The organism is Sphingomonas sp. CFBP 13728 (assembly GCF_014841895.1).
Lineage (GTDB): Bacteria > Pseudomonadota > Alphaproteobacteria > Sphingomonadales > Sphingomonadaceae > Sphingomonas.
Genome location: NZ_JACYUS010000006.1, coordinates 43,576 through 62,993 on the forward strand (window position 1 = coordinate 43,576; position 19,418 = coordinate 62,993).

A 19,418-nucleotide genomic window follows, 5' to 3' on the forward strand; every position below is an offset into this window, starting at 1 on the left:
CTCGCATATCAGTCCGACGCCGCGTTGCTTCCAGGCGGAGGACCGCCACCCGGTTGTAGCGCTCGGCCGAGGTCGTCGCCGCCAGATTTTTCACCAGAGCCCTGGCTGCCGCCCGACTTGCGCCCGCGTCGTTGAAAGAAGGCGGTGCCTTTGCCACGCCATGCCTCCCTTTGTTCGGTATCTGTTGTGTTCGCCGCAGCAAGCAGAACGCCAGCGAGCGTCTCGACATTGAGCGCATGGGCACCTGTTGCGATCACCAGCTCACCAAGCTGCTGAATCTTCTTGGCTTTGATGTCTCGTGCGCGATCGTTCAGCGCTTTGAGCTCGGCGTCATAGTCCCGGACTTTACGCATCGTGTCTGTTCATGATGGTTCATCACGTCTTGCGAGTATCTCATCTTGCGGATAGTCCATCAAGTCATGAGCGGCCGACGAAGTTGGTCGTGATTGCGCGCTTATACGTCGGGACCGACGTGGCACTGCAGAAACAGGTGAGACCCGTCATGGCGATCTACCATTTCTCGGCCAAGATCATCAGCCGTGCGAACGGCTCGAGTGCAGTTGCGTCGGCGGCCTATCGTTCGGCCAGCGACCTGTTCGACGAACGGCTAGAGCGCCACCACAACTTCTCGAATAAGAGCGGTGTCGTTCGTTCGGAAGTACTGTTGCCCGAAGGCGCGCCGGAGCGGCTGCACGATCGCACGACGCTGTGGAACGAGGTCGAGGCCACCGAGAAGCGCAAGGACGCGCAGCTGGCCCGTGAGGTAGAGTTTTCGATCCCGCGAGAGATGAACCGCGATCAGGGCATTTCGCTCGCACGCGATTTCGTAAAGCAGCAGTTTGTCGACCGCGGCATGGTCGCAGACCTCAATGTGCATTGGGATCATGCTGAAGACGGCAGTCCAAAGCCACACGCACACGTCATGCTGGCGATGCGCGAAGTGGGCCCTGACGGGTTTGGCCAGAAGGTGCGCGATTGGAATCGAAATGAGATGCTGCAGGAGTGGCGCGAGGCGTGGAGCGCACACGTTAACGAACGACTTGCGGAGCTTGGGATCGATACGCGTATCGATCATCGCTCCTATGCCGAACAGGGCATCGCGCTCGAGCCGCAGCATAAGATCGGACCGGCGGCATCACGTCGACCCGGACAGGGGCTTAAAGCCGAGCGGATCGAAGATCACGCCCGAATTGCTCGCGAGAACGGTGAGCGGATCATTGCCGATCCGACCGTCGCGCTAGACGCGATCACGCGCACCCAGGCAACGTTTACGACCCGCGACCTTGCGGTGTTCGCGTTCCGACACTCGGATGGCAAGGATCAGTATGATCAGGTCATGGCGGCGACGAAGGCCTCGCCGGACCTCGTGGCGCTCGGTCTTGATGGCCGCGGCGACGCGCGGTTTACCAGCCGCGACATGATCGCCGTGGAAGCGCGTCTGGAGCGATCCGCCGACCGGCTGGCCGCGACTGACGATCACTTCGTTTCCGCCCGCCAGGTCAATCGTGCGCTGGAGAATGCTGAGGGCAGGGGGCTTACACTTTCGGGCGAGCAGCGTGACGCGTTGGGACGGATCACGACGCGTGACGGTCTTGCCTCCGTCGTCGGCTATGCCGGCAGCGGCAAGTCGGCGATGCTAGGCGTGGCGCGTGAGGCGTGGGAGGATGCCGGCTACACCGTCCGCGGGGCTGCCCTTTCCGGCATTGCAGCGGAAAATCTGGAAGCCGGCTCGGGCATCGCGTCGCGCACCATCGCCAGCCTCGAATATGCATGGGGCAGGGACCGCGAACAGCTTGGACCCCGCGATGTGCTGGTGGTCGATGAGGCCGGCATGATCGGGACACGCCAGATGGAGCGGTTGCTGTCTGCGGCGGACCAGGCCGGCGCCAAGGTCGTGTTGGTCGGCGATCCCGAGCAGCTCCAGGCGATCGAGGCGGGCGCTGCGTTCCGGTCGATCAGCGAGCGCCACGGGGCCGCCGAGATCACTGAGATCCGGCGGCAGCGCAACGACTGGCAGCGGGACGCAACGCGGTGGCTGGCAACCGGCATGACATCCGAGGCGATTGGCGCGTACCGCGAGCACGGCATGGTGACTGCGGCGGGCACGCGCGAGCAGGCGCGGGCCGCGCTCGTCGACGGTTGGGACCAGCAGCGCCAGGCCGAGCCGGACAAGAGCCGGATCATCCTTACGCATACCAATGCCGAGGTGCAGGCGCTCAACGGCGAAGCACGCGCGCGGCTGCGGGACAGCGGCGACCTTGGCGAAGACGTGACCATCGAAGCAGAGCGTGGCGCGCGGTCGTTTGCAACCGGCGACCGGATCATGTTCCTGCGCAACGAGCGCGGGCTGGGGGTGAAGAACGGTACGTTGGGCACGATCCACGATGCGGCCCCGGGGACGCTTGCGGTGCGGCTGGACGATGGCTGTTCGGTTGCCTTCGACGTGAAGGACTATGCGGCGATCGATCACGGCTACGCCGCGACCATCCATAAGTCGCAGGGTGTGACGGTCGATCAGGTACACGTACTGGCTACGCCGGGCATGGACCGACACGCCGCCTATGTTGCGCTGTCGCGGCATCGGGACGGGGTAAAGCTGCATTATGGTCACGACGATTTTGCGAGCGATGCAAAGCTCGCTGCAGTCCTGTCACGTGATCGGGCGAAGGACATGGCCGCCGATTACGCGGCCGTTCCTGATGACGCGGCACGAGGCTTCGCGGACAGGCGGGAGATCCGGTTGCCCGAGCGAGTGCGGGACATCCCACACAAGGTAGAAGTTAAGGCGAGAAGCATGTTTGCTGGGTTCAAGCCCAGGCCGCAGGAGGTTCGGCTGGCTGACGAACCTGTGCCTGAAAGCACGAGGCAGCCCAGTGCAGCCACGGCGATCCAGCGCTATGCACGCGCTGCCGTCGATATTGCCGGCATGCGGGACAAGGGCCTGCCGGTGCTGCCGCACCAGGAAACGGCTCTCACCCGTGCTGGCGAAGCGCTCGACAAAACCCGCTACCGCCGAGCGGATGATCTAAACTCGGCAATCGAGCGCAATCCGAAGCTCGCGCGGGACGCCGCTGCTGGCGACGTCCGTGGCGCTGTTCGCGCCATGGCTGAGGAAGCCCGGGTCCGGAGCGATCCGGCCTTGCGCGCCGATCGGTTCATGGAACGCTGGCGATTGCTTGAGGCTGGCCACGAAGATGCAAGGACAGGGCCTGCCCACCAGCGCATGGCGATAATGATGGATGACCTCAGCCAGGATCCTGCGCTGAAGGAAGAGTTGGCGCGACGCGCGCCTGAACTGGGGATCCAGATCGAGAGAGAGCCGACAATCGAGCAGATCCTGGAGCGTCAAATGAGGATGGACCGCGATCGTCAGCAGGATCTCGATTTGAGTCGATAGGGAAGCGCATATGGCAGACGGCGAAGACGAAGCGGCAAAGGCGTTCGACGATCTGCGCAGCGAGGTGTCGTTGTTGCGCCGAGCCGTCGAGCGGCTGGCCGCGGAACGTGCCGAACCATCGGAGATGCCCGATTACGCCGAGACCCTGGGGGTCATCTCGCAGAACCTCTCCGCGACCGCGCAGCGGGTGGATGCGCTGGTGCACAGTCCGGCGCTGTCGCTGACGCCGGAGGAACTCGGCCGGCAGACGCTGGCGGCCAGTTACAACGCTCGACGCGAAGATCACCGCGCCTTTGTCGCCGCGAGGGAGGGGCTGGACGAAGTCGCGACAAAGATCGGCCGTCAGCTGAAATCGCATCTGATGGCGGACGAGCAACGCCAGCGTGTTCGTCGCGTCGGCATATTCGGGTTAGCCTTGGGCATGGCCATGTGGGCGATCCTTGCCGGCCCGATTGTACGGGCCGCACCATCAGGCTGGCACTGGCCAGAACGGATGGCAGGGCGGAGCTTGCGCATGCCGATGTGGGAAGGCGGTCAGCACCTCATGCGTACGGCGTCGCCAGCAGCGTTCGTCGGTATCGTGGCAAACAACAGGATGGCTGTCACAAATCGGGAGGTGTTGGAGGCCTGCCGCACACGCGCGGCAAAGGCGAAGAAGGCCGTGCGCTGCACGATAGAGGTGGAAGTGCAGAACCGAGAAAAATCATGATGGGTTTGGAACGGGGCCGCACGTCATCCGGGCATTCCACGCCAGAGATTCCTGCCGCCGCACTTTCCGGCGGCGCAACAGTGGGTCGATCATCGAGGACGGTAGGAGCGTGACGTTATGGTGAGCGGTCTGGCCAGCATCAGCATCGGCCTTAGTGTAGTGGCGTCCGTGAGCGCCTTCATTCGCAGCGCGAGACGTCAGAACAGGCGACCCACGATAGGTTCAATTCTTGTGGCGCTGTTTGTTGTGCCATCTCTGGCAGCGTCCGTGTCCGGACTGACGGCCGCACCGCTCGAGATGCTCAGCCGGATCCCGGGCCTGTCGATCATGGCGTGGCTGATCGCGACGGCGTTACTGGTCCTGTTGTGTGCAATCGGTGGTCATGTTCTTGGTTTTGTGATGGGAGAGGCCAGGGGGCCTCAGGCGGGCGATGTCATGCGCGGCGCGCAACTCTCCACCGCCGATCGCTGGCGCAAACGGACGCAGCGGATGCAGGCACGCAGTGCCGATGTCATCTCGCTTGCCGGCCTTGCAATCGAGCGGGCGGACGAGCCCAAGCACTTCCTGCTCATGGGCACGACCGGTACCGGCAAGTCGGTCGCGATCCGCGAAATGCTGTGCGGTGCACAAGCGCGCGGCGACCGAGCGATTATTGCCGATCCGGACGGCGGGTTCCTGTCCCGGTTCTACGATGCCGCGCGCGGCGACGTGATCCTGAACCCGTTCGATGCTCGGTCGGCCGTTTGGGACATGATGGGTGAGGTGCCGAACGACTTTGCGGCTGAGCAACTCGCCGCGTCGCTGATCCCGAGCCCGGGCGGTAATGCGGATGCAACATGGGCGGCGCGCGCGCGGACGTTGCTCACTGCGATCCTGCGCCGCGGGCGGCTGACTGGTATCGATACGGTCGAGGTCTACCGGCTGTTTGCCATGGCCGATCGCGCGGAACTGCGCGCAATGCTTGCCGGTACGGCAGCTGAGCCATTTCTGGCTGAGGGTGCGACGCGGCTGTTCGACAGCGTGCGCTCATCCAGCGGTGACGCGATGAGTGCGCTGGAATATGCCGCCAGCACGACCGGCGGGCAGTCGTTTTCGCTGACACGCTGGGCGTCGGACCCGGACGATCGGCGCTGGGTGTTCCTGCCCTACCGGGCCGACCAGATCGCCGCCCTTAAGGCATTGATCGGACCATGGATGCGGTTGGCCATCTTTGCGACGATGAGCCGGCTCGAAGGGGACACCACGCCGACGTGGTTCGTCGCCGACGAACTGGATGCGATTGGGAAGATCGAGGGGCTGGACGACGCTCTTCAGCGTATCCGCAAGTTCGGTGGTCGGTGCGTGCTTGGGTTCCAGACCATTGGCAAGGTACGCGCGATGTACGGCGATGGCGCTGCGGCCGCACTGGTGGAAAATTGCAGCACCCGGCTGATCCTGCGGTGCGCAGGGGGCGATACTGCCAGTACGGCACGCTTCGCGTCATCGCTGATCGGCCAGCAGAGCTATATGCAGCAGAGCTTCAACGAAGGCGCCGCCCCAGGCGGCAAGAGCTGGGGGCATTCCCTTTCAGCGCGCACCGATGACGCCGTCATGCCATCCGAGATCGAGCGGCTGCCGGACCTCAGCGGCTATCTCAAAGTGCCGTCCAAGCCCGAATGGTTTCCGGCGAAGGTCACCTACCGGGAGATGTCGCAACGAACCGCGACGTTCGTCAGCGTGTGATCGATTTGACCGCTGGCGCGCTGATAGGCACCTTTCCGAAGGACAGACTGCACTCACCATAATCGGACATTATGGTAACTATAGGGATGTGCTACACAGGCGAAATGCAGGGTAAAACGGACCAGCGGGCAGGTGCGGTATGAGCGAGATCGTCGTCCATCGTACCGACGGGGAAGAGCTGCCAGTCCGCGCGCGGCGTGGGATCGTCGAGCCGATCGATGCCCGGGTTACCCGGTTGCTGGGCCTTGCGCTGCCCGCTGATGCCGGCCCTGTCAGCGAGATCGGCTTTGCCGCGCAGCTTGGCGCTATGGCAGCAGCCAGCAAGGCGGCGCTGGCGTCGGATCTAGCCTGCTATCTGCGTTGGTGTGAGGACATCCGTGGCGCCCCGCTGCCCGCCGAGCCCGAAAACCTGGTCCGCTACATTGCCATGCTCGAGGCGCGGGGCGCCAAGCCCGCCACGGTCGCCCGGCGGGTTGCCAGTCTCGCCACGGCACACGGCCTGTCAGGCCTGCAGGAGAGGGGGCATGCGCCCACCAGCCACGTCATGGTCCGCGCCGCGCTCAAGGGCTTGCGCCGGCGTCGTGGCGCTGCCCAACGCCAGGCTGCCCCGTTGCGTTTCGGCACCTCGCTAGATCCCCATACCAAGGGGTTCACGCTTACTGCCTTGCTCGGCGCCTGTGGCGGCGATCTGCAGGGCTTGCGCGACGCAGCGCTGCTCTCACTCGGCTATGATGCGGGACTGCGCGTCAGCGAGCTTGTCGCCGTCACCGTCGCGCACATCGATCCGCACAGCGATGGCTCGGCGCTCCTGTTCATTCCATCATCCAAGACCGATCAGGAAGGGCAGGGGACCTGGGGCTGGCTGTCCGCCGACACGATGCGCCGGGTCGGCGCCTGGCTGGTCGCGAGTGCGATTACCGAGGGGCCCGTCTTCCGCCGCGTCGGGGTCGATCGGCGCCGTTTGCGCGCCGCGGTTCCGCCGATGGCGTACGAAGCGATTCCCGGGCACACGCGGCACTGGCAGGAGAAGCTGAAGGGCAAGAGGGCCGAGCCAGCGCGGACGGTGTATACCGTTGGTACGGCCTCACTGAGCCGGCAGGGCGTCAACGGGATCTATCGGCGGGTGGCGCTGAGTGCATTTGATCAAGGGCTGGTCGAGATGCCGATCGCGAAGGTCGAACATGCAGCGCGAGCGCTGTCCAGCCATTCGTTGCGCGTAGGCCTCACGCAGGATCTGTTCGCAGCCGGGGAGGACGGCGTTGGCATTGCGCAGGCGCTGCACTGGTCTTCACCGTCGACCGCGCTGCGCTATGGGCGGAAGCTTGCAGCCAGGAGCAACGTCGCAGCGCGCGTACTGTCCCGTATCCGAAGCTAACGGGTTATCGTGCTACTCCGATCACCGTAACCAGAGGGGAGCACTGCCATGAACGTACGGTTCCTACGAATGCCGCAAGGCCTCTAGGCACGTCACTGCGGAACGATCTTGCTGTTTTTCGATTGCCACCCCTACTTACACCAAAGTGTACGATGGCCAGCGAAAAGGGCACCCAAGTTTCCTTGGATGAAGCCGTAACCGAAATCGAATGCGGCAGATGCTGTCACGTCGATGCACATGTGGCTCCATCGCGCCGACGATCACGACGTGCTCGACGCCAGCGTCATCCAACAGCGATTTTAGACCATTGTCCCGGAACGAGTTCGATAATGCTTGGTCAAGACCGTTTCGCCTTCGACTGGCGCGACGGCTTCGATGATGTGCGTGCCATTCGTGCCGACAGCAAACGGTGCGTCGTCCAAATCCGGCGTCTCGTGCTGGAAATCCACGACCATCTCCCCGGCGTCGGGCGCGGCATCGATTACCCGCTTCTCGTTTGCGACAGCTTGATCAAGATTGTGGCATCGTCGGCCTGTCCCCGTCCGAATATCAGCGACGATTCTCGGCGGGAAGGGCGGTGACGCCCTAATTGCCAGTTGCAGTCACTCGATCTCGCCGGGATGTTCGGCGAACAGGGCGACGTTGTGTGTTGCCTTGGGCCCGGCGGTCTTGCGATATCGTTCAGAGCGATATCAGCGCCAACTGTTTGATGGTCCTCGAGCGCGTCCAACATACGCCTGACCGTCGCGGCGTCGGTAACCGTGTCAGTTAGCACGACGGGGCGGTGAGCCAGCCGCACCGGTGTTTTACTCGACGCATCGGCGTAGTCGAACGTATATCATCGTGGCTCAAAGCACGTCTGTCATCACATGCTTATGGTCATACAGGGAGGCTTGGTAGCTGGAACGGTAGAGCAGGGAATGGCGATTGCGAGCTTCGCCGCAGAAAGTGCGGTTTGACCAAATATGCTACATATCTTCGAGCGCGAAGTAGCTGGGCGTGGGACCTATCGAGGCCGCGCGTAAGCTGATGACATTAGGTGGGATCACGCTGAACCAACTTGACGTGATCGAGTTGAACGAGGCGTTCGCCAGCCAGGCAATCGCGACGCTACGTGATCTCGACATCGATCCGTTCGATGACCCGCGCGTCAATCGCAATGGTGGTGCAATTGCGCTCGGTCACCCTCTCGGCATGTCCGGCGCGCGGATCACGATTAGCGCGGTCGAGGAACTTCATCGTACGGGTGGTCGCCACGCGATGGTCTTCATGTGCATCGGCGTAGGGCAGGGGATCGGCTTGTTGATCGAACGAGTGTGATATTCTGAATACATGATTCCTGACACGCCCTAACAGCAAGCGAGATGGCACGGACACCGCAGCATCGATGGTGTTTCAAGAATCTTCATCTTTGACGGTGACACAGTGCAGGCAATGTCAGGCTACCGTCTTGACCGCCGTAGCGAACCGTCGCCGATAATCGGAAGGAGATAAGCCGACAATGCGATGGAATACTTTACGAAAGGCACTAGGGTCGGTGTAGCCCACATCCCAGCCGATTTGGTCGATAGCAAGCCTCGTACCCCGCAGCTTTGTCTTGGCGTTCGATACTCGCAGGCGTTGCCAGTATTCGGTCGTGGTATAGCCGGTCGCTTTTTGAAAGCGGCGTAGAAGTGTTCTTTCCTCAAGGCTGGCTTGAGCTGCAAGCGTTGCCACGTCGACGGTTTTGCCCTCACTATCCTCTAAAAATTCCTGTACCTTCAGTATGGCTTCATCCTTGTGGCCAACGTGGGGACTGAAGCCGCTGTAATAGCTCTGCTCGCGTCCGGGCGGATCAATGAGGAAGCCACGGGCCACTTCTATCATCACGGCATCTCCCATGAACCGCGCGATGATCGTCAAGCAAAGATCGGTCCAGGCCATGACGCCCCCGGCCGTGATGATGTCACCATCGTCGATGACGATCCGGTCGGTTTCGACCCGCGCCAAAGGGAAGCGGCTTCGAAAGCGATCTTCGTAGGTCCAGTGCGTCGTGACGGTTCGGTTGTCAAACAAGCCGGTATCGCCAAGCACGAATGCACCTGAGCAGATGGAGGCCAGCACGGCGCCCTCGGCGTGCCGTTCGAGCAACCAGCTCTTTATATCTGGATCCCTGTCATCATGCGGGCCATCCAACGCCGGTGGCAAAATGCACATCGATGGATCAGTGCTACATGACGCCGAGGAATAAACGCGCTCCAACCGGCCCGTTGCCTTCGCTGCAGCCCAGTGACTGACCACTAGCCTGGATCTGTGCGCTTGCGCCGGCAACGCAGCGGCAATGCGATCGGCAGCAATCAGGAGATCCGTCATGCCCAAAATCGCTGCTTGCTGGGCTCCACGATAGGCAAGGAGAGCAATTTCCATCATGTCATTTCTAACCCGGTTTTTGTCGCTGTCGCCACTCATATAGGCCTGATCATCCTGTTAGACAGGCTCCATACTCAACGGGAGCAATGTTGTGGCCAAACGAGCCCTGATCGTAGTCGATCTGCAGAACGAATATGAAGCCAGTGGCAAGCTGCCGCTGGAGAATCTGGATCAAGCCGTCGCGAATGCGAAGCGTGTCCTTACCGCCGCGCGTGACGGCGAGGAAATGATCGTTCACATTCGTCACGAGACACCGAATTTGGACGCGGTACCTTTTGCGATCGGTACGAGCGGCACCGAAATCATCGCGGCAGTAGCGCCCGTCGATGGTGAAACAACGCTCACCAAGCACTACCCCAACGCCTTTCGCGACACGGGGCTGAAGGCGCTGCTCGATGACGCGAGCGTGCAGGAGGTGATCATCGTCGGCGCGATGAGCCACATGTGCATCGATGCGACGGCTCGCGCAGCGTTCGACTTCGGTTATGCCGTGACCGTCATTGATGATGCCTGTGCCACGCGCGCCTTGTCGATCAACGGCGTCGAGGTCCCTGCGGACCATGTTCATGCCGCCTTCATGGCCGCACTCGCCTTTGCCTACGGTCAGGTAGTCTCCACCGCCGACTTTCTTCCTGCCTGAGCTGGAGCATTACTATGACATCGGAAACTCTGTCCGGCCTCTCTCGCCGCCAGCTTCTGGCAGCCGGTGGTGCCGCTGCCGTTACCCTCAGCGTTGCCCCTTCGCTCAAGGCAGCGCCGTTGCCTGCGCCAAGCACCGGGAACTCGATAGTCCAGATCCGGAACGCGACAATTCGCGTCAACTATGCCGGGGTGCGGTTCCTGGTTGATCCCATGTTTGCGGATCCAGGGGCCTATCCGGGCTTCCCTGGTTCAGCGATGAGCCATCTGCGCAATCCGCTCGTTCCTTTGCCAGTTGCAGTTGCAGACCTTGTCGATGCCGACGCTGTTATAGTTACCCATACGCATATCGATCACTGGGACGACGCCGCGCAGAAGGCACTGCCGAAGGCGATGCCAATCTTCGTTCAGAACGCAACGGACGCTGCCACCATTCGGGGGCAGGGCTTTTCTGATGTGCGGATTATGACGACGGATACGCGCTTCAAGGGTGTTCAACTTGCCCGGACAGGTGGGCATCATGGCGGAGACGCTGTGTTGCGCGCAGTGCCAACGCTCGATCCCGTCAGCGGCGTTGTCTTCCGTCACCAATCGCATAAGTCGGTTTACGTCGTGGGGGACACTATTTGGGATGCAGCCGTGGCGCAGGCGGTCGAGACTTACAAACCCGACGTCATCGTCCTCAACGCGGGGTATGCCCAATGGGTTGATCTGGGGCCGATACTGATGGGTCCACAAGGGGTATTATCCGTCCATCGCGCGGCACCGACCGCTCAGCTCGTCGCGACGCATATGGAAGCAATCAATCACTGTGTCCTTAGTCGGGCCGATCTCGCAGCCTTTGCTAAAAAGGAAGGCTTCGCTCAGCGGCTACTTATCCCCGCCGACGGCGAGAATATTTCGATCTAAGCAAGGCGCCGTGGGCCAACAACGGTGATGCTGCCCCACGGCGTCAGCAACGGCTTGACATGCGGCTAGCGGATTAGTCCTTGATGTCAGCAAGGAGATGGGGATGAAAATCGGGCTTTTCGTATCAGCTTTTGGGATGGCAGTCGCTACTCCCGCGTACGCTGAGCCTACCCGTGTGGTGGTTCGGGTATTGAGTCAGGACGGCAAGTTTGTCGGCGATCATACTGGCGGTGCGCGCATCACCCTCCGCGACGCCAAGTCCGGTAAAACGCTGGCTCAAGGCATTACGAAGGGCGGCACCGGGAACACCGTCCGGATCATGCGAGCGACCGGTCGCTCTCCACTGTTGCAAACCGACGGCGCGGCAACCTTTGATACGATTGTCGACATTGCAGAGCCAACTCTAGTCGATCTCGAGGTGGCTGGACCACTTGGGCGGCTTGGGTCGCTCCTCCAGGTAAAGTCTCAACGATGGATGGTGCCAGGCCAGGCAATCGATATCGGCAATGGCTGGATGGTCGAACTGCCTGGGCTGGCGATTACCCCGACCGCAATGCGCAGCGGCAGTGCCGTGGCGGTTCAAGCTAAGGTCGAGTTGATGTGCGGATGCCCAATCACCCCGGGGGGAGAATGGGATGCATCGGAGTATGTGGTAACAGCATCCGTCTGGTCGGCCGGCAAGAAACTGGTGACAACATCGCTGCCGTTTACGGAATCTCCCGGCGTATTCACCGGCTCAATCGACGTACCATCGTCCACCCCGACGCAGATTTACGTCAGCGCCATCAATACTAAAACCGGAAACTCCGGACTGGTTCTAATACCCAATTTTCAGCGTGACGAACCTCGCAGTGATATAGAGTAGCCGTCACTTTATAATTCTTAAGAAGATCTTTAAAAAAGCTTTATTCCCGGTTCAGCTCCCCCATTGGATTAGATGATCAGTAAAGTATGAAAACCTTACTGACATCATCGCGCCGGGTTGCTAGGCTTTAAAAATGCTCTCGATCTTTATCTACGGCGGTGCAGCTATCGCGGAAATTGCCGGTTGCTTCGCCTTTTGGGCGTGGCTTCGCATGTCGAAGTCACCGTTCTGGCTTATTCCCGGCTGCCTCTCGTTGGTGATTTTTGCCTATCTTCTGACCCGCGTTGATAGCGCTGCTGCGGGACGTTCCTATGCCGCCTATGGCGGCATCTACATCACCTTTGCAGTTTTATGGCTCTGGGGAGCGGAAGGTGTCAGGCCTGACCGCTGGGATTTGGTTGGCACGGCACTCTGCATTCTAGGTGCCGGCGTAATCTTCTTTGGACCCCACCGCGCTTAGCGGTCTGCATTCCCGACTGAGAGGGTCAACCAAGCCGCCCAGATGGGACAGGCACAAGGCCCCGCCACCTCCGCGCGACGGTCCCAAGATCTATTGCTGCTAGCGCTTCCCGAATGAGAAATAGCAACGAAGATGAGGAATTACAGGATCTGATATGTCAGCACCGTTATGCTGGAGGCCAGCAGGTAAGGCCACTAACGTTTACTGCAAATGGCTGGTCAAGCCGACGCTGCGTCTGCGGCGGATGACCAAAGTTGCGTAGGAATGCGCACCGCATGCGCTCCGCATCTGCGAACCCGACAAGCAGCGCGACGGTTCCGACCGGTTCATTCCCGTCGCGGAGACGGATGCGTGCGGCTTCGCAGCGCAGACGTTCGATCGCACGTGCAGGTGATTCACCCGTCTCCTTCCGAAACAGGCGAGTGAATTGACGAACACTAAGGCAGGAAGCCTCAGCAAGCCGATCGACTGATAACGGTTCTGAGAGGTGGTCGCGTGCGTAGGTTAGCGCCTTGCGGATGCGGTCGGTCCGCGGCTCCATCTGGGAGATTGCCGCGTACTGCGATTGTCCACCTGGTCGCCGGTGATACACGACGAGCTCGCGTGATACCGATTTGGCTATTTCTGCGCCGTGATCGACTTCAATGCGTGCCAGCATCAAGTCAATACCAGCGGTCATGCCCGCTGACGTCCAGATCGCACCATCGTTGATGAAAATCCGGTCTGCATCGACCGTCACTCTAGGATATCGATCCTGCAGTCTTTGCGCGAACTGCCAGTGCGTTGTCGCTCGTTTGCCGTCCAGATAGCCCGCAGCGGCAAGTAGGAACGCACCGGTGCAAATGCTTGCGATGCTCGAGGCTTCGGCAGATGCACGCTGAATACCTGCAATGTTGTCAGGTTCCAGCATCGGTTCGATCATGCCCCCCACCACCACGACCGTCTCGACCGGGGACGACCCCGCGAGACGTGCCGCCAGGCTGAGCCCCGCATCACCCAAAACAGTATCGCCGTCTTTGGAGATGAGTTCGATCCGGTAATACTCTGCACCAAGCAAACGGTTTGCCGCAGTCAGAGCCGCCGTTGGCCCGGCCAGATCCAGAAGTTGAAAGCCTTCGCACAGGTAGAAAGCGAACGGCGCTGACATCGTACCTCCTCATGAACCAAGCCAACTCACCTCCTAGGCAAGTTGCTTCCGGACGCATCGGCAAAAGCGACCTATGGCCGAAATTGAGGGATTAATGCCCTACAGCCATCCGTGACGGGGCGGTAGTGCGCTCGTTGCCAACTGACACGTGTGACGGAATCAGCCATGAAGATCACCTCCTACGATGGCATGCTCGCCTCGCTCGCGCCCGAAGGCGTTCCGCCGTTCCACGTTGGTATCCTGATCGGACCCGGCTTCGTGCCGATGGACATCATCGGTGTGCAGACCGTGCTGGCGATGATGCCGGGATCGCAGATCCACTTTATCTGGAAGAACTATGACGTGGTCGAAGGCTTTCGATCATGGCCGACCGTGCCTACGGCCACCTTCGAGACGTGCCCTCCGCTGGACGTCTTTGCGGTTGGTATGAACCCGCCCGAAGTCCAGAATGATCCAGACGTCATCGCTTTCACCCGGAAGGCGGCTGAAAGCGCGCGATATGTCATCGGCGTCTGCAATGGCGTCGCGCTACTGGGTGCGGCCGGGTTAATCGAGGGCCGGACGGTCGCAAGCAACTTTGCCGCCGAACGGCTTCTCGAGGACCTTGGCGCAGCCAAGGTGCTGGCGTCCGGCTCGGGGGCCGCGGTCGACGGCAATCTCTATACCGCTGGCCCCGGCATCGGTAGCTTCGAGGTGGCGCTGCTGGTTGCGGCAGACGCGTTTGGACGCGAAGCAGGCGAACTAGCGGAGTTCGCGATCGAGTATGACCCGCACCCTCCGTTCCGCACAGGCACCGTGGATGCTGCTTCATCGCAGATGCGAGACGCCGCCCGAGGGATGATCGGACCGATCATCGCTCAGTACCGCCGCTGAGGAGGCGACCCGTCCTGACGGGTCATACCATCGGCAAGTCCTGCTTCAGTCAAAGGATGATTTCATGTCCAAGTTCCTTCTTCCGATCGCAATTGGGTTCGTCGCGCTACTGCCACATGCCGGCAAGGCGCAGGACGCCAGCTTCTACGACTGTCAGAATGACAGGATTCCGATCGCGATCGCGTCGATGCCGTTGGACAAGGCGTTGGCCAAATTCACCAGTGTCACCCGTTGCCCGGTTTCGATCGACACGGATCGGGTAAGAGGCCGCTCGACGCGCAGCATGAAGACCGTGCTGATCAAGGGGCGGTTGACGCCTGAACAGGCACTGGTCCGCATGTTGCGGAATACGCCGCTCAGAGGCCGGATGATCCACGGCGGCTTTTCGGTGAGCAAGTAACCGTGGGTGGCGTCTCGTTCCGGAACGATGGGCCACTGATGGTGACCACTTCGGGGCGAGAAGTTTCGCGCTATCCCCTTGTTTTGCGACTGCTGCACTGGAGCCGTGCGCTGCTGGTTATCGGGTTGCTCGGTGCAGGGTGGTGGATGACCCGGCTCGACGATACGGTTCCGTCAAAATACGGCACGTTCTATCCGACCCACAAGTCGTTCGGGCTGCTGGTCTTCGGCCTCATCGTCACCCAGATCGCGATCCGATTGCGAACTGCGCTGCCGCCACCCGATGCCGCGATTGCCATCTGGGAACAGCGGCTGTCGACCTTGGCCCATACCGCCATGTACGTGCTGCTCGTGGCAGTGCCGTTGATGGGCTACGCTATGTCAAGCAGCTACAGCCATAGTGACGGGGTCACCTTCTTCGGCATTCCCGTTGCGGAGTTGTTGCCCAAGGACGACGCCCACTTCGCGGTTTTCCAGTGGCTGCACCGAGTCATGGCCTACACGCTTCTGGCCTTGATCGGGCTGCATGTCGCTGGTGTCGTGAAGCACCGGTATTTCGACACACGCGCGGGAAGCGATGTCCTGCCGCGAATGTTATAGGCTGCGCCGGAGCCGAAATCATCAAACTCATCCGTGTCGGCAGATAAGCCGGCGTCATCGAGAAGGAGCACCGCATGTCCTACATCATCCATGGCGCGACCGGAGCGCAGGGCGCGCCCCTCTACAAGCAGCTTCTCGCATCCAATCGCGCTGCGCTTGCTGCGGTGCGCGGTCCCGCCAGCGCGCAAGACAGGCCTGCCATCACCGTGGACAACGGTTCGACCAAGTCGCTGATCGCCGCTTACACCGATGCGGACGGCGTGTTCGTACATCTGCCGCAGGCGGCAGAATCCGCGCGGCTGGAACAGGCGAACAACATTGTCGAGGCCATAGGCGTCGCCCGGCCGAAGCGCGTTGTGATCTCAACCAGCGGCGCGATCGTTGATCAGCCCGAAAGCGTACTGCAGGCATCCGCAGACAGTGCTATCGCAACGCTGCTCCGCGGCGTCGCCGACAGCGGCGTGTCTCATGCCGTCATCGCGCCGCGCCAGTATCTGGAAAACCTGCTGCTGCCGATGGTCATCGGGCCGGTGAAGTCGGAAGGCGTGCTGCCCTACCCGATGCGCGAAGACTTCGCCGTGTCGTGGAGTTCACACCTCGATGTGGCAATCGCGGCGGAACGGTTGCTGACCGACCATTCCGTGACTGGCATAGTCGGCATCGGCCATATTCCAGGTCTGACAGGACCGGAACTGGCCCATGCGTTCTCAACGCATCTTGCTCGCGAGATACGGTTCGAGGCGCTGTCTCCCGAAGCATTCGGCGCGCAGCTCGAACCGTTGATCGGTCCTGCTGCCGTGAACATCGCGGGCTTCTATACCACGCTGCTGCAAATGCCTGATAACGTGATGGCTGCCGGCACCAGCGCGCAGGAGCAACTCGGCCTATGCCCGCGCAGCGTGGAGCAGTGGCTAACCGACATGGGCATTTAGGAAGGCGACAAGCCGGCGAATTGGGGGGCGTCAGTTTGGATGCCCCCTCCATCCGCAAGTCAGTCGGCAAGCAACACCGATGTTGGCACGACCTCCGCATAGGCGAAGGCAAGCGCAGCCATGAATGCCGCGTGGACCTGTTGGGCCGGGACGTCCACGCCATCGCTGGCCAGCGCGCGCGTGGCGCAGGCGTCGCCGACAACTGTCACACCGTAGCCGAAATCGAATGCGGCGCGCGCGGTGGCATCGATGCACATGTGGCTCATCGCGCCGACGATCACTACGTCCGTGACGCCCGCCTTTTCCAGGATGTCCTTCAGTCCGGTGTCGCGGAAGGAATTTGGGTAATGCTTGGACAGAATGGTCTCGCCATCGACGGGTGCCATGGCAGCAATGATATCCGTACCGTTCGTGCCGGCCGCGAACGGTGCATCTGCGGAACCTGGGGTCTCGTGGCGGAAGTGGACGATCTGGTCCTGACGGTCCCGCGCGGCAGTGAGGACGCGCTTCGCATTCCCGATGGCCTGGTCCAGGTTCTCCAGTGGTAACTTACCGTCGGCTTGATACTCGTTCTAAAGATCGACCACGATGAGGGCGCGCTTTTCCATTACCTTGCTCCTTTTAGAATCGAACCCTTCTATCGGTCGGCACGCGAGTTTATCAGTGGCAGTGACGATAAAGACCGGGTTGATTGCGACATGATCGAGATTGCCATCGTGATGTACTCGGGCGCACAGCTGGCGGCGGTCCTTGGCATGACCGACTTGCTGATCGCCGCCGATCGCGCGGCGGCGAGGTCGGATCCAGCGTCTGGTGATACGTTGGTCGTGAGCCATTGGGCTGCCATGGGCGCCAGGGGTACGCTGACACGGGTCTATTCCTCGGCTTCTCATGCCACGACTCCATCCATCTGCATCCTTCCCCCCGCACTGGACGGCCGGGCCGACGATACGGAGCCGGTCGTGACGCGTTGGTTGCAAGAACGGCACGCGGACGGCGCCGTACTGACCTCGGTATGCTTGGGCGCGTTCCTGCTTGGCGAAACGGGTCTCCTCAACGGTCGTACCGTAACGACGCACTGGGCCTATGAGGATCGCTTCCGCGCCCGCTTTCCTCAGACGAAGCTCGACACGGATCGGATCGTCATCGACGACGGTGACATCATGACCGCTGGCGGTGTCATGGCGTGGGCGGATCTATGCCTGACGATCATCGACCGGTTTCTCGGTGATGCCGTGATGATCGAGGTGGCGCGCAGCTTTCTGATCGATCCGCCGGGCCGCAGAGCTACTACAGCGGCTTCTGCCCGCACTTCGGTCACAAGGACGATGCGATCCTGAAAGTGCAGGAGTTCCTGCACGGCAGTGAGGGCAGGATCGTCGACGTCCCGACGCTAGCGGCGCAGGCGGGACTGGAGGACCGGACGTTCCTGCGGCGCTTCCAGAAGGCGACCGGCCACACGACGACGGACTATTGGCAGCGCTTGCGGATATCGATCGCGAGAGCGAAGCTGCGTGATACCGGGCTTGCGATCGATCAGATCGGCTGGGAGGTCGGCTACACGGATCCGAGCGCGTTCCGTAAGGTCTTCAATCGGATCGTCGGCCTCTCCCCATCCGATTACCGACGACGGTTCGCGAGCGGGGATCGGCCGACGACCTGAATGGTGCCCGGGATTACTTCGGTCCGGGATATTCCATGAACAGGGCGACATGACGCGCGGCCTTCGGACCGTAGGTCTTAGTGATGTCGGCCAGCGCGATGTCCAGCGCGCGAGTGGCTTCATGCGCTTCGAGCGGGGCAAGGGTGCGATCGACTTTCGTGGGGCCTCCCGCCACCAGATCGGGCAGGAGGACCAGCCCGTGTGCAAGTCGCATGGGAGCTCCGCTTGCCGCGACGGCGTAGGCCATCGTGTTCCCCGTCCGGCTGTAGGATTCCGCGGTCAACGCCAGCGCGATCTCGTCGTCTCCCGTCTTTACCGGGATGCCGAGCTTGACGTCGGGCTTCGCATCGCGTGCCGGCATGTCCGCATTACCCGGATCGGACTGGAACGCGTCGCTGTCATGCTTCGAACTCCAGCCGTCGATGCCGACGTCGCGTGCGACCTGGGCGGCCTTGGCGGGACCGGCGATAGCCTCGACGAGCGCGATCGAGGTCGGCATCGAGGCACTGACGCCGGCACTGGAGACCACTTTGCCGTCAGCGACGTAGCGGATGTTCTTCTGCCAATTCACGTTCGGAAAACGCCGTACCCGCATCTCTTCGTTGCTGTAGTGCGAGGTCGCCCGGTGGCCGTCGAACAGGCCGGTGTTGGCGACCGCCATGGCACCGTAGCAGATGCTGATCACGGTGCAGCCCTTGCCGGCCTGCGCCTTGATCCACCGCAGCAGGCCCGCATCACTGTCGTTTTCGACGGCCGGAACGAAGATGTAATCAGCGCCCTCGGGATGGCTCTTGTCGAATTCGTCCACGGTCGTCTGCAGCTGGAAGGTGAGCGGCTGCATCTTCACCGGACCAGGGGTCACCGACACCGATACGACGTCGGCCACGCCCGAGCGTGCCATTACGCCGAACGGAATGCAGAAATCGCTGATGATCGTGCCCTCGTTCAAGCCGACGATGGCGACGAGAGGCTTCGAGCGACCGAACCTTGGTTTGTACGGCGCTATTCTCTCCGGATTTGGGTTCTTGGAGGCGTCGAAGAGCGAGGATGTCTTGGCGGCCTGTCCGGCGGTCGCGGCCCTGCCAGCGAGTGCGAGCCCACCTAGTGTCACGGCTGCGGAGATGAGCGCTGTCCGTCGATTGAAGTCTTGCATGGGGATTCCTGATTGCCACCTATGCGACGATCTGTCTGCCGACGAAACGGTGGCGTAAAGGACTTGGATCACTGGTTTTGCGCCATCGGGCACTTGGTTCTCAAAATTGGTGTCGTACAAGCCGAGCGTATGCGCTCGGTAGCGGTACATCGGGTCAACGAGGCAC

Annotated in this window: 20 protein-coding genes and 1 pseudogene; 16 read left to right on the forward strand and 5 right to left on the reverse strand. The window is 61.5% G+C overall.

The annotated features are described in order from the left end of the window. Positions 1-8: 8 nt before the first annotated feature. Positions 9-353, reverse strand: coding sequence for a conjugal transfer protein TraD (traD, locus tag IFT67_RS17950; RefSeq protein ID WP_192239504.1), 345 nt, complete (start codon positions 351-353; stop codon positions 9-11). Between the two features lie 149 nt (positions 354-502). On the opposite strand from traD, the gene traA reads away from it, so the two are divergent. From traA to IFT67_RS17980, 6 genes and pseudogenes are all read left to right on the forward strand, one after another. Beyond that, positions 503-3,397 carry a Ti-type conjugative transfer relaxase TraA gene (gene traA / locus IFT67_RS17955; RefSeq protein ID WP_192239505.1) on the forward strand — a complete coding sequence of 965 codons (2,895 nt, stop codon included), beginning with the start codon at positions 503-505 and terminating at the stop codon, positions 3,395-3,397. 10 nt (positions 3,398-3,407) lie between these two features. After that, on the forward strand, positions 3,408-4,106 hold the full coding sequence (locus IFT67_RS17960; protein ID WP_192239506.1) for a DUF6118 family protein: 699 nt from the start codon (positions 3,408-3,410) through the stop codon (positions 4,104-4,106). 117 nt (positions 4,107-4,223) lie between these two features. Then, a complete protein-coding gene (locus tag IFT67_RS17965) occupies positions 4,224-5,828 on the forward strand; it encodes a type IV secretion system DNA-binding domain-containing protein (RefSeq protein ID WP_192239507.1) in 1,605 nt (534 codons plus the stop codon). A 139-nt stretch (positions 5,829-5,967) separates the two neighbouring features. Next, entirely contained in the window at positions 5,968-7,203 is a 1,236-nt protein-coding gene (locus tag IFT67_RS17970) for a site-specific integrase (protein WP_192239508.1), read from the forward strand. Between the two features lie 329 nt (positions 7,204-7,532). Beyond that, positions 7,533-7,784, forward strand: coding sequence for a hypothetical protein (locus tag IFT67_RS20745; RefSeq protein ID WP_244647508.1), 252 nt, complete (start codon positions 7,533-7,535; stop codon positions 7,782-7,784). 412 nt (positions 7,785-8,196) lie between these two features. Beyond that, positions 8,197-8,523, forward strand: a pseudogene (locus IFT67_RS17980) (acetyl-CoA C-acyltransferase); the annotation flags it as partial. Between the two features lie 117 nt (positions 8,524-8,640). Here the strand turns inward: IFT67_RS17980 and IFT67_RS17985 are convergent. After that, a complete protein-coding gene (locus tag IFT67_RS17985; protein ID WP_244647509.1) occupies positions 8,641-9,651 on the reverse strand; it encodes a GlxA family transcriptional regulator in 1,011 nt (336 codons plus the stop codon). Between the two features lie 52 nt (positions 9,652-9,703). Between IFT67_RS17985 and IFT67_RS17990 the strand changes: the two genes are divergently transcribed. The 4 genes from IFT67_RS17990 (at position 9,704) to IFT67_RS18005 (ending at position 12,485) form a co-directional block, all read left to right on the forward strand. Then, on the forward strand, positions 9,704-10,252 hold the full coding sequence (locus IFT67_RS17990) for an isochorismatase family protein (RefSeq protein ID WP_192003458.1): 549 nt from the start codon (positions 9,704-9,706) through the stop codon (positions 10,250-10,252). Between the two features lie 14 nt (positions 10,253-10,266). Next, on the forward strand, positions 10,267-11,160 hold the full coding sequence (locus IFT67_RS17995) for an MBL fold metallo-hydrolase (protein WP_192003459.1): 894 nt from the start codon (positions 10,267-10,269) through the stop codon (positions 11,158-11,160). 103 nt (positions 11,161-11,263) lie between these two features. Continuing rightward, positions 11,264-12,025, forward strand: coding sequence for a hypothetical protein (locus IFT67_RS18000; RefSeq protein ID WP_192239509.1), 762 nt, complete (start codon positions 11,264-11,266; stop codon positions 12,023-12,025). A 133-nt stretch (positions 12,026-12,158) separates the two neighbouring features. Next, a complete protein-coding gene (locus IFT67_RS18005; RefSeq protein ID WP_192003461.1) occupies positions 12,159-12,485 on the forward strand; it encodes a YnfA family protein in 327 nt (108 codons plus the stop codon). Between the two features lie 166 nt (positions 12,486-12,651). Here IFT67_RS18005 and IFT67_RS18010 read toward each other — a convergent pair whose 3' ends face one another. Beyond that, positions 12,652-13,632: a GlxA family transcriptional regulator gene (locus IFT67_RS18010; protein WP_192003462.1), complete on the reverse strand. Its 981-nt coding sequence runs from the start codon at positions 13,630-13,632 to the stop codon at positions 12,652-12,654. Positions 13,633-13,797: 165 nt separating this feature from the next. Here IFT67_RS18010 and IFT67_RS18015 point away from each other — a divergent pair, with 165 nt between their 5' ends. The 4 genes from IFT67_RS18015 to IFT67_RS18030 all read left to right on the forward strand — a co-directional run bounded on the left by IFT67_RS18015 (position 13,798) and on the right by IFT67_RS18030 (position 16,436). After that, positions 13,798-14,505: a DJ-1/PfpI family protein gene (locus IFT67_RS18015; RefSeq protein ID WP_192071795.1), complete on the forward strand. Its 708-nt coding sequence runs from the start codon at positions 13,798-13,800 to the stop codon at positions 14,503-14,505. Positions 14,506-14,569: 64 nt separating this feature from the next. Then, on the forward strand, positions 14,570-14,905 hold the full coding sequence (locus IFT67_RS18020) for an STN domain-containing protein (RefSeq protein WP_192071794.1): 336 nt from the start codon (positions 14,570-14,572) through the stop codon (positions 14,903-14,905). 38 nt (positions 14,906-14,943) lie between these two features. Further along, a complete protein-coding gene (locus IFT67_RS18025) occupies positions 14,944-15,504 on the forward strand; it encodes a cytochrome b (protein ID WP_192099522.1) in 561 nt (186 codons plus the stop codon). Positions 15,505-15,578: 74 nt separating this feature from the next. After that, complete coding sequence (locus IFT67_RS18030; RefSeq protein ID WP_192099521.1) at positions 15,579-16,436, forward strand: SDR family oxidoreductase; 858 nt, start codon at positions 15,579-15,581, stop codon at positions 16,434-16,436. A 59-nt stretch (positions 16,437-16,495) separates the two neighbouring features. Here the strand turns inward: IFT67_RS18030 and IFT67_RS18035 are convergent, their stop codons facing one another. Beyond that, a complete protein-coding gene (locus IFT67_RS18035; RefSeq protein WP_197977949.1) occupies positions 16,496-16,978 on the reverse strand; it encodes an isochorismatase family protein in 483 nt (160 codons plus the stop codon). Between the two features lie 18 nt (positions 16,979-16,996). Between IFT67_RS18035 and IFT67_RS20750 the strand changes: the two genes are divergently transcribed. After that, positions 16,997-17,776, forward strand: coding sequence for a GlxA family transcriptional regulator (locus IFT67_RS20750; protein WP_244647510.1), 780 nt, complete (start codon positions 16,997-16,999; stop codon positions 17,774-17,776). Between the two features lie 2 nt (positions 17,777-17,778). Continuing rightward, on the forward strand, positions 17,779-18,099 hold the full coding sequence (locus tag IFT67_RS20755) for a helix-turn-helix domain-containing protein (protein ID WP_342450649.1): 321 nt from the start codon (positions 17,779-17,781) through the stop codon (positions 18,097-18,099). Between the two features lie 13 nt (positions 18,100-18,112). Here the strand turns inward: IFT67_RS20755 and IFT67_RS18045 are convergent, their stop codons facing one another. Beyond that, complete coding sequence (locus IFT67_RS18045) at positions 18,113-19,372, reverse strand: DJ-1/PfpI family protein (protein ID WP_192099520.1); 1,260 nt, start codon at positions 19,370-19,372, stop codon at positions 18,113-18,115. Between the last annotated feature and the right edge of the window lie 46 nt (positions 19,373-19,418).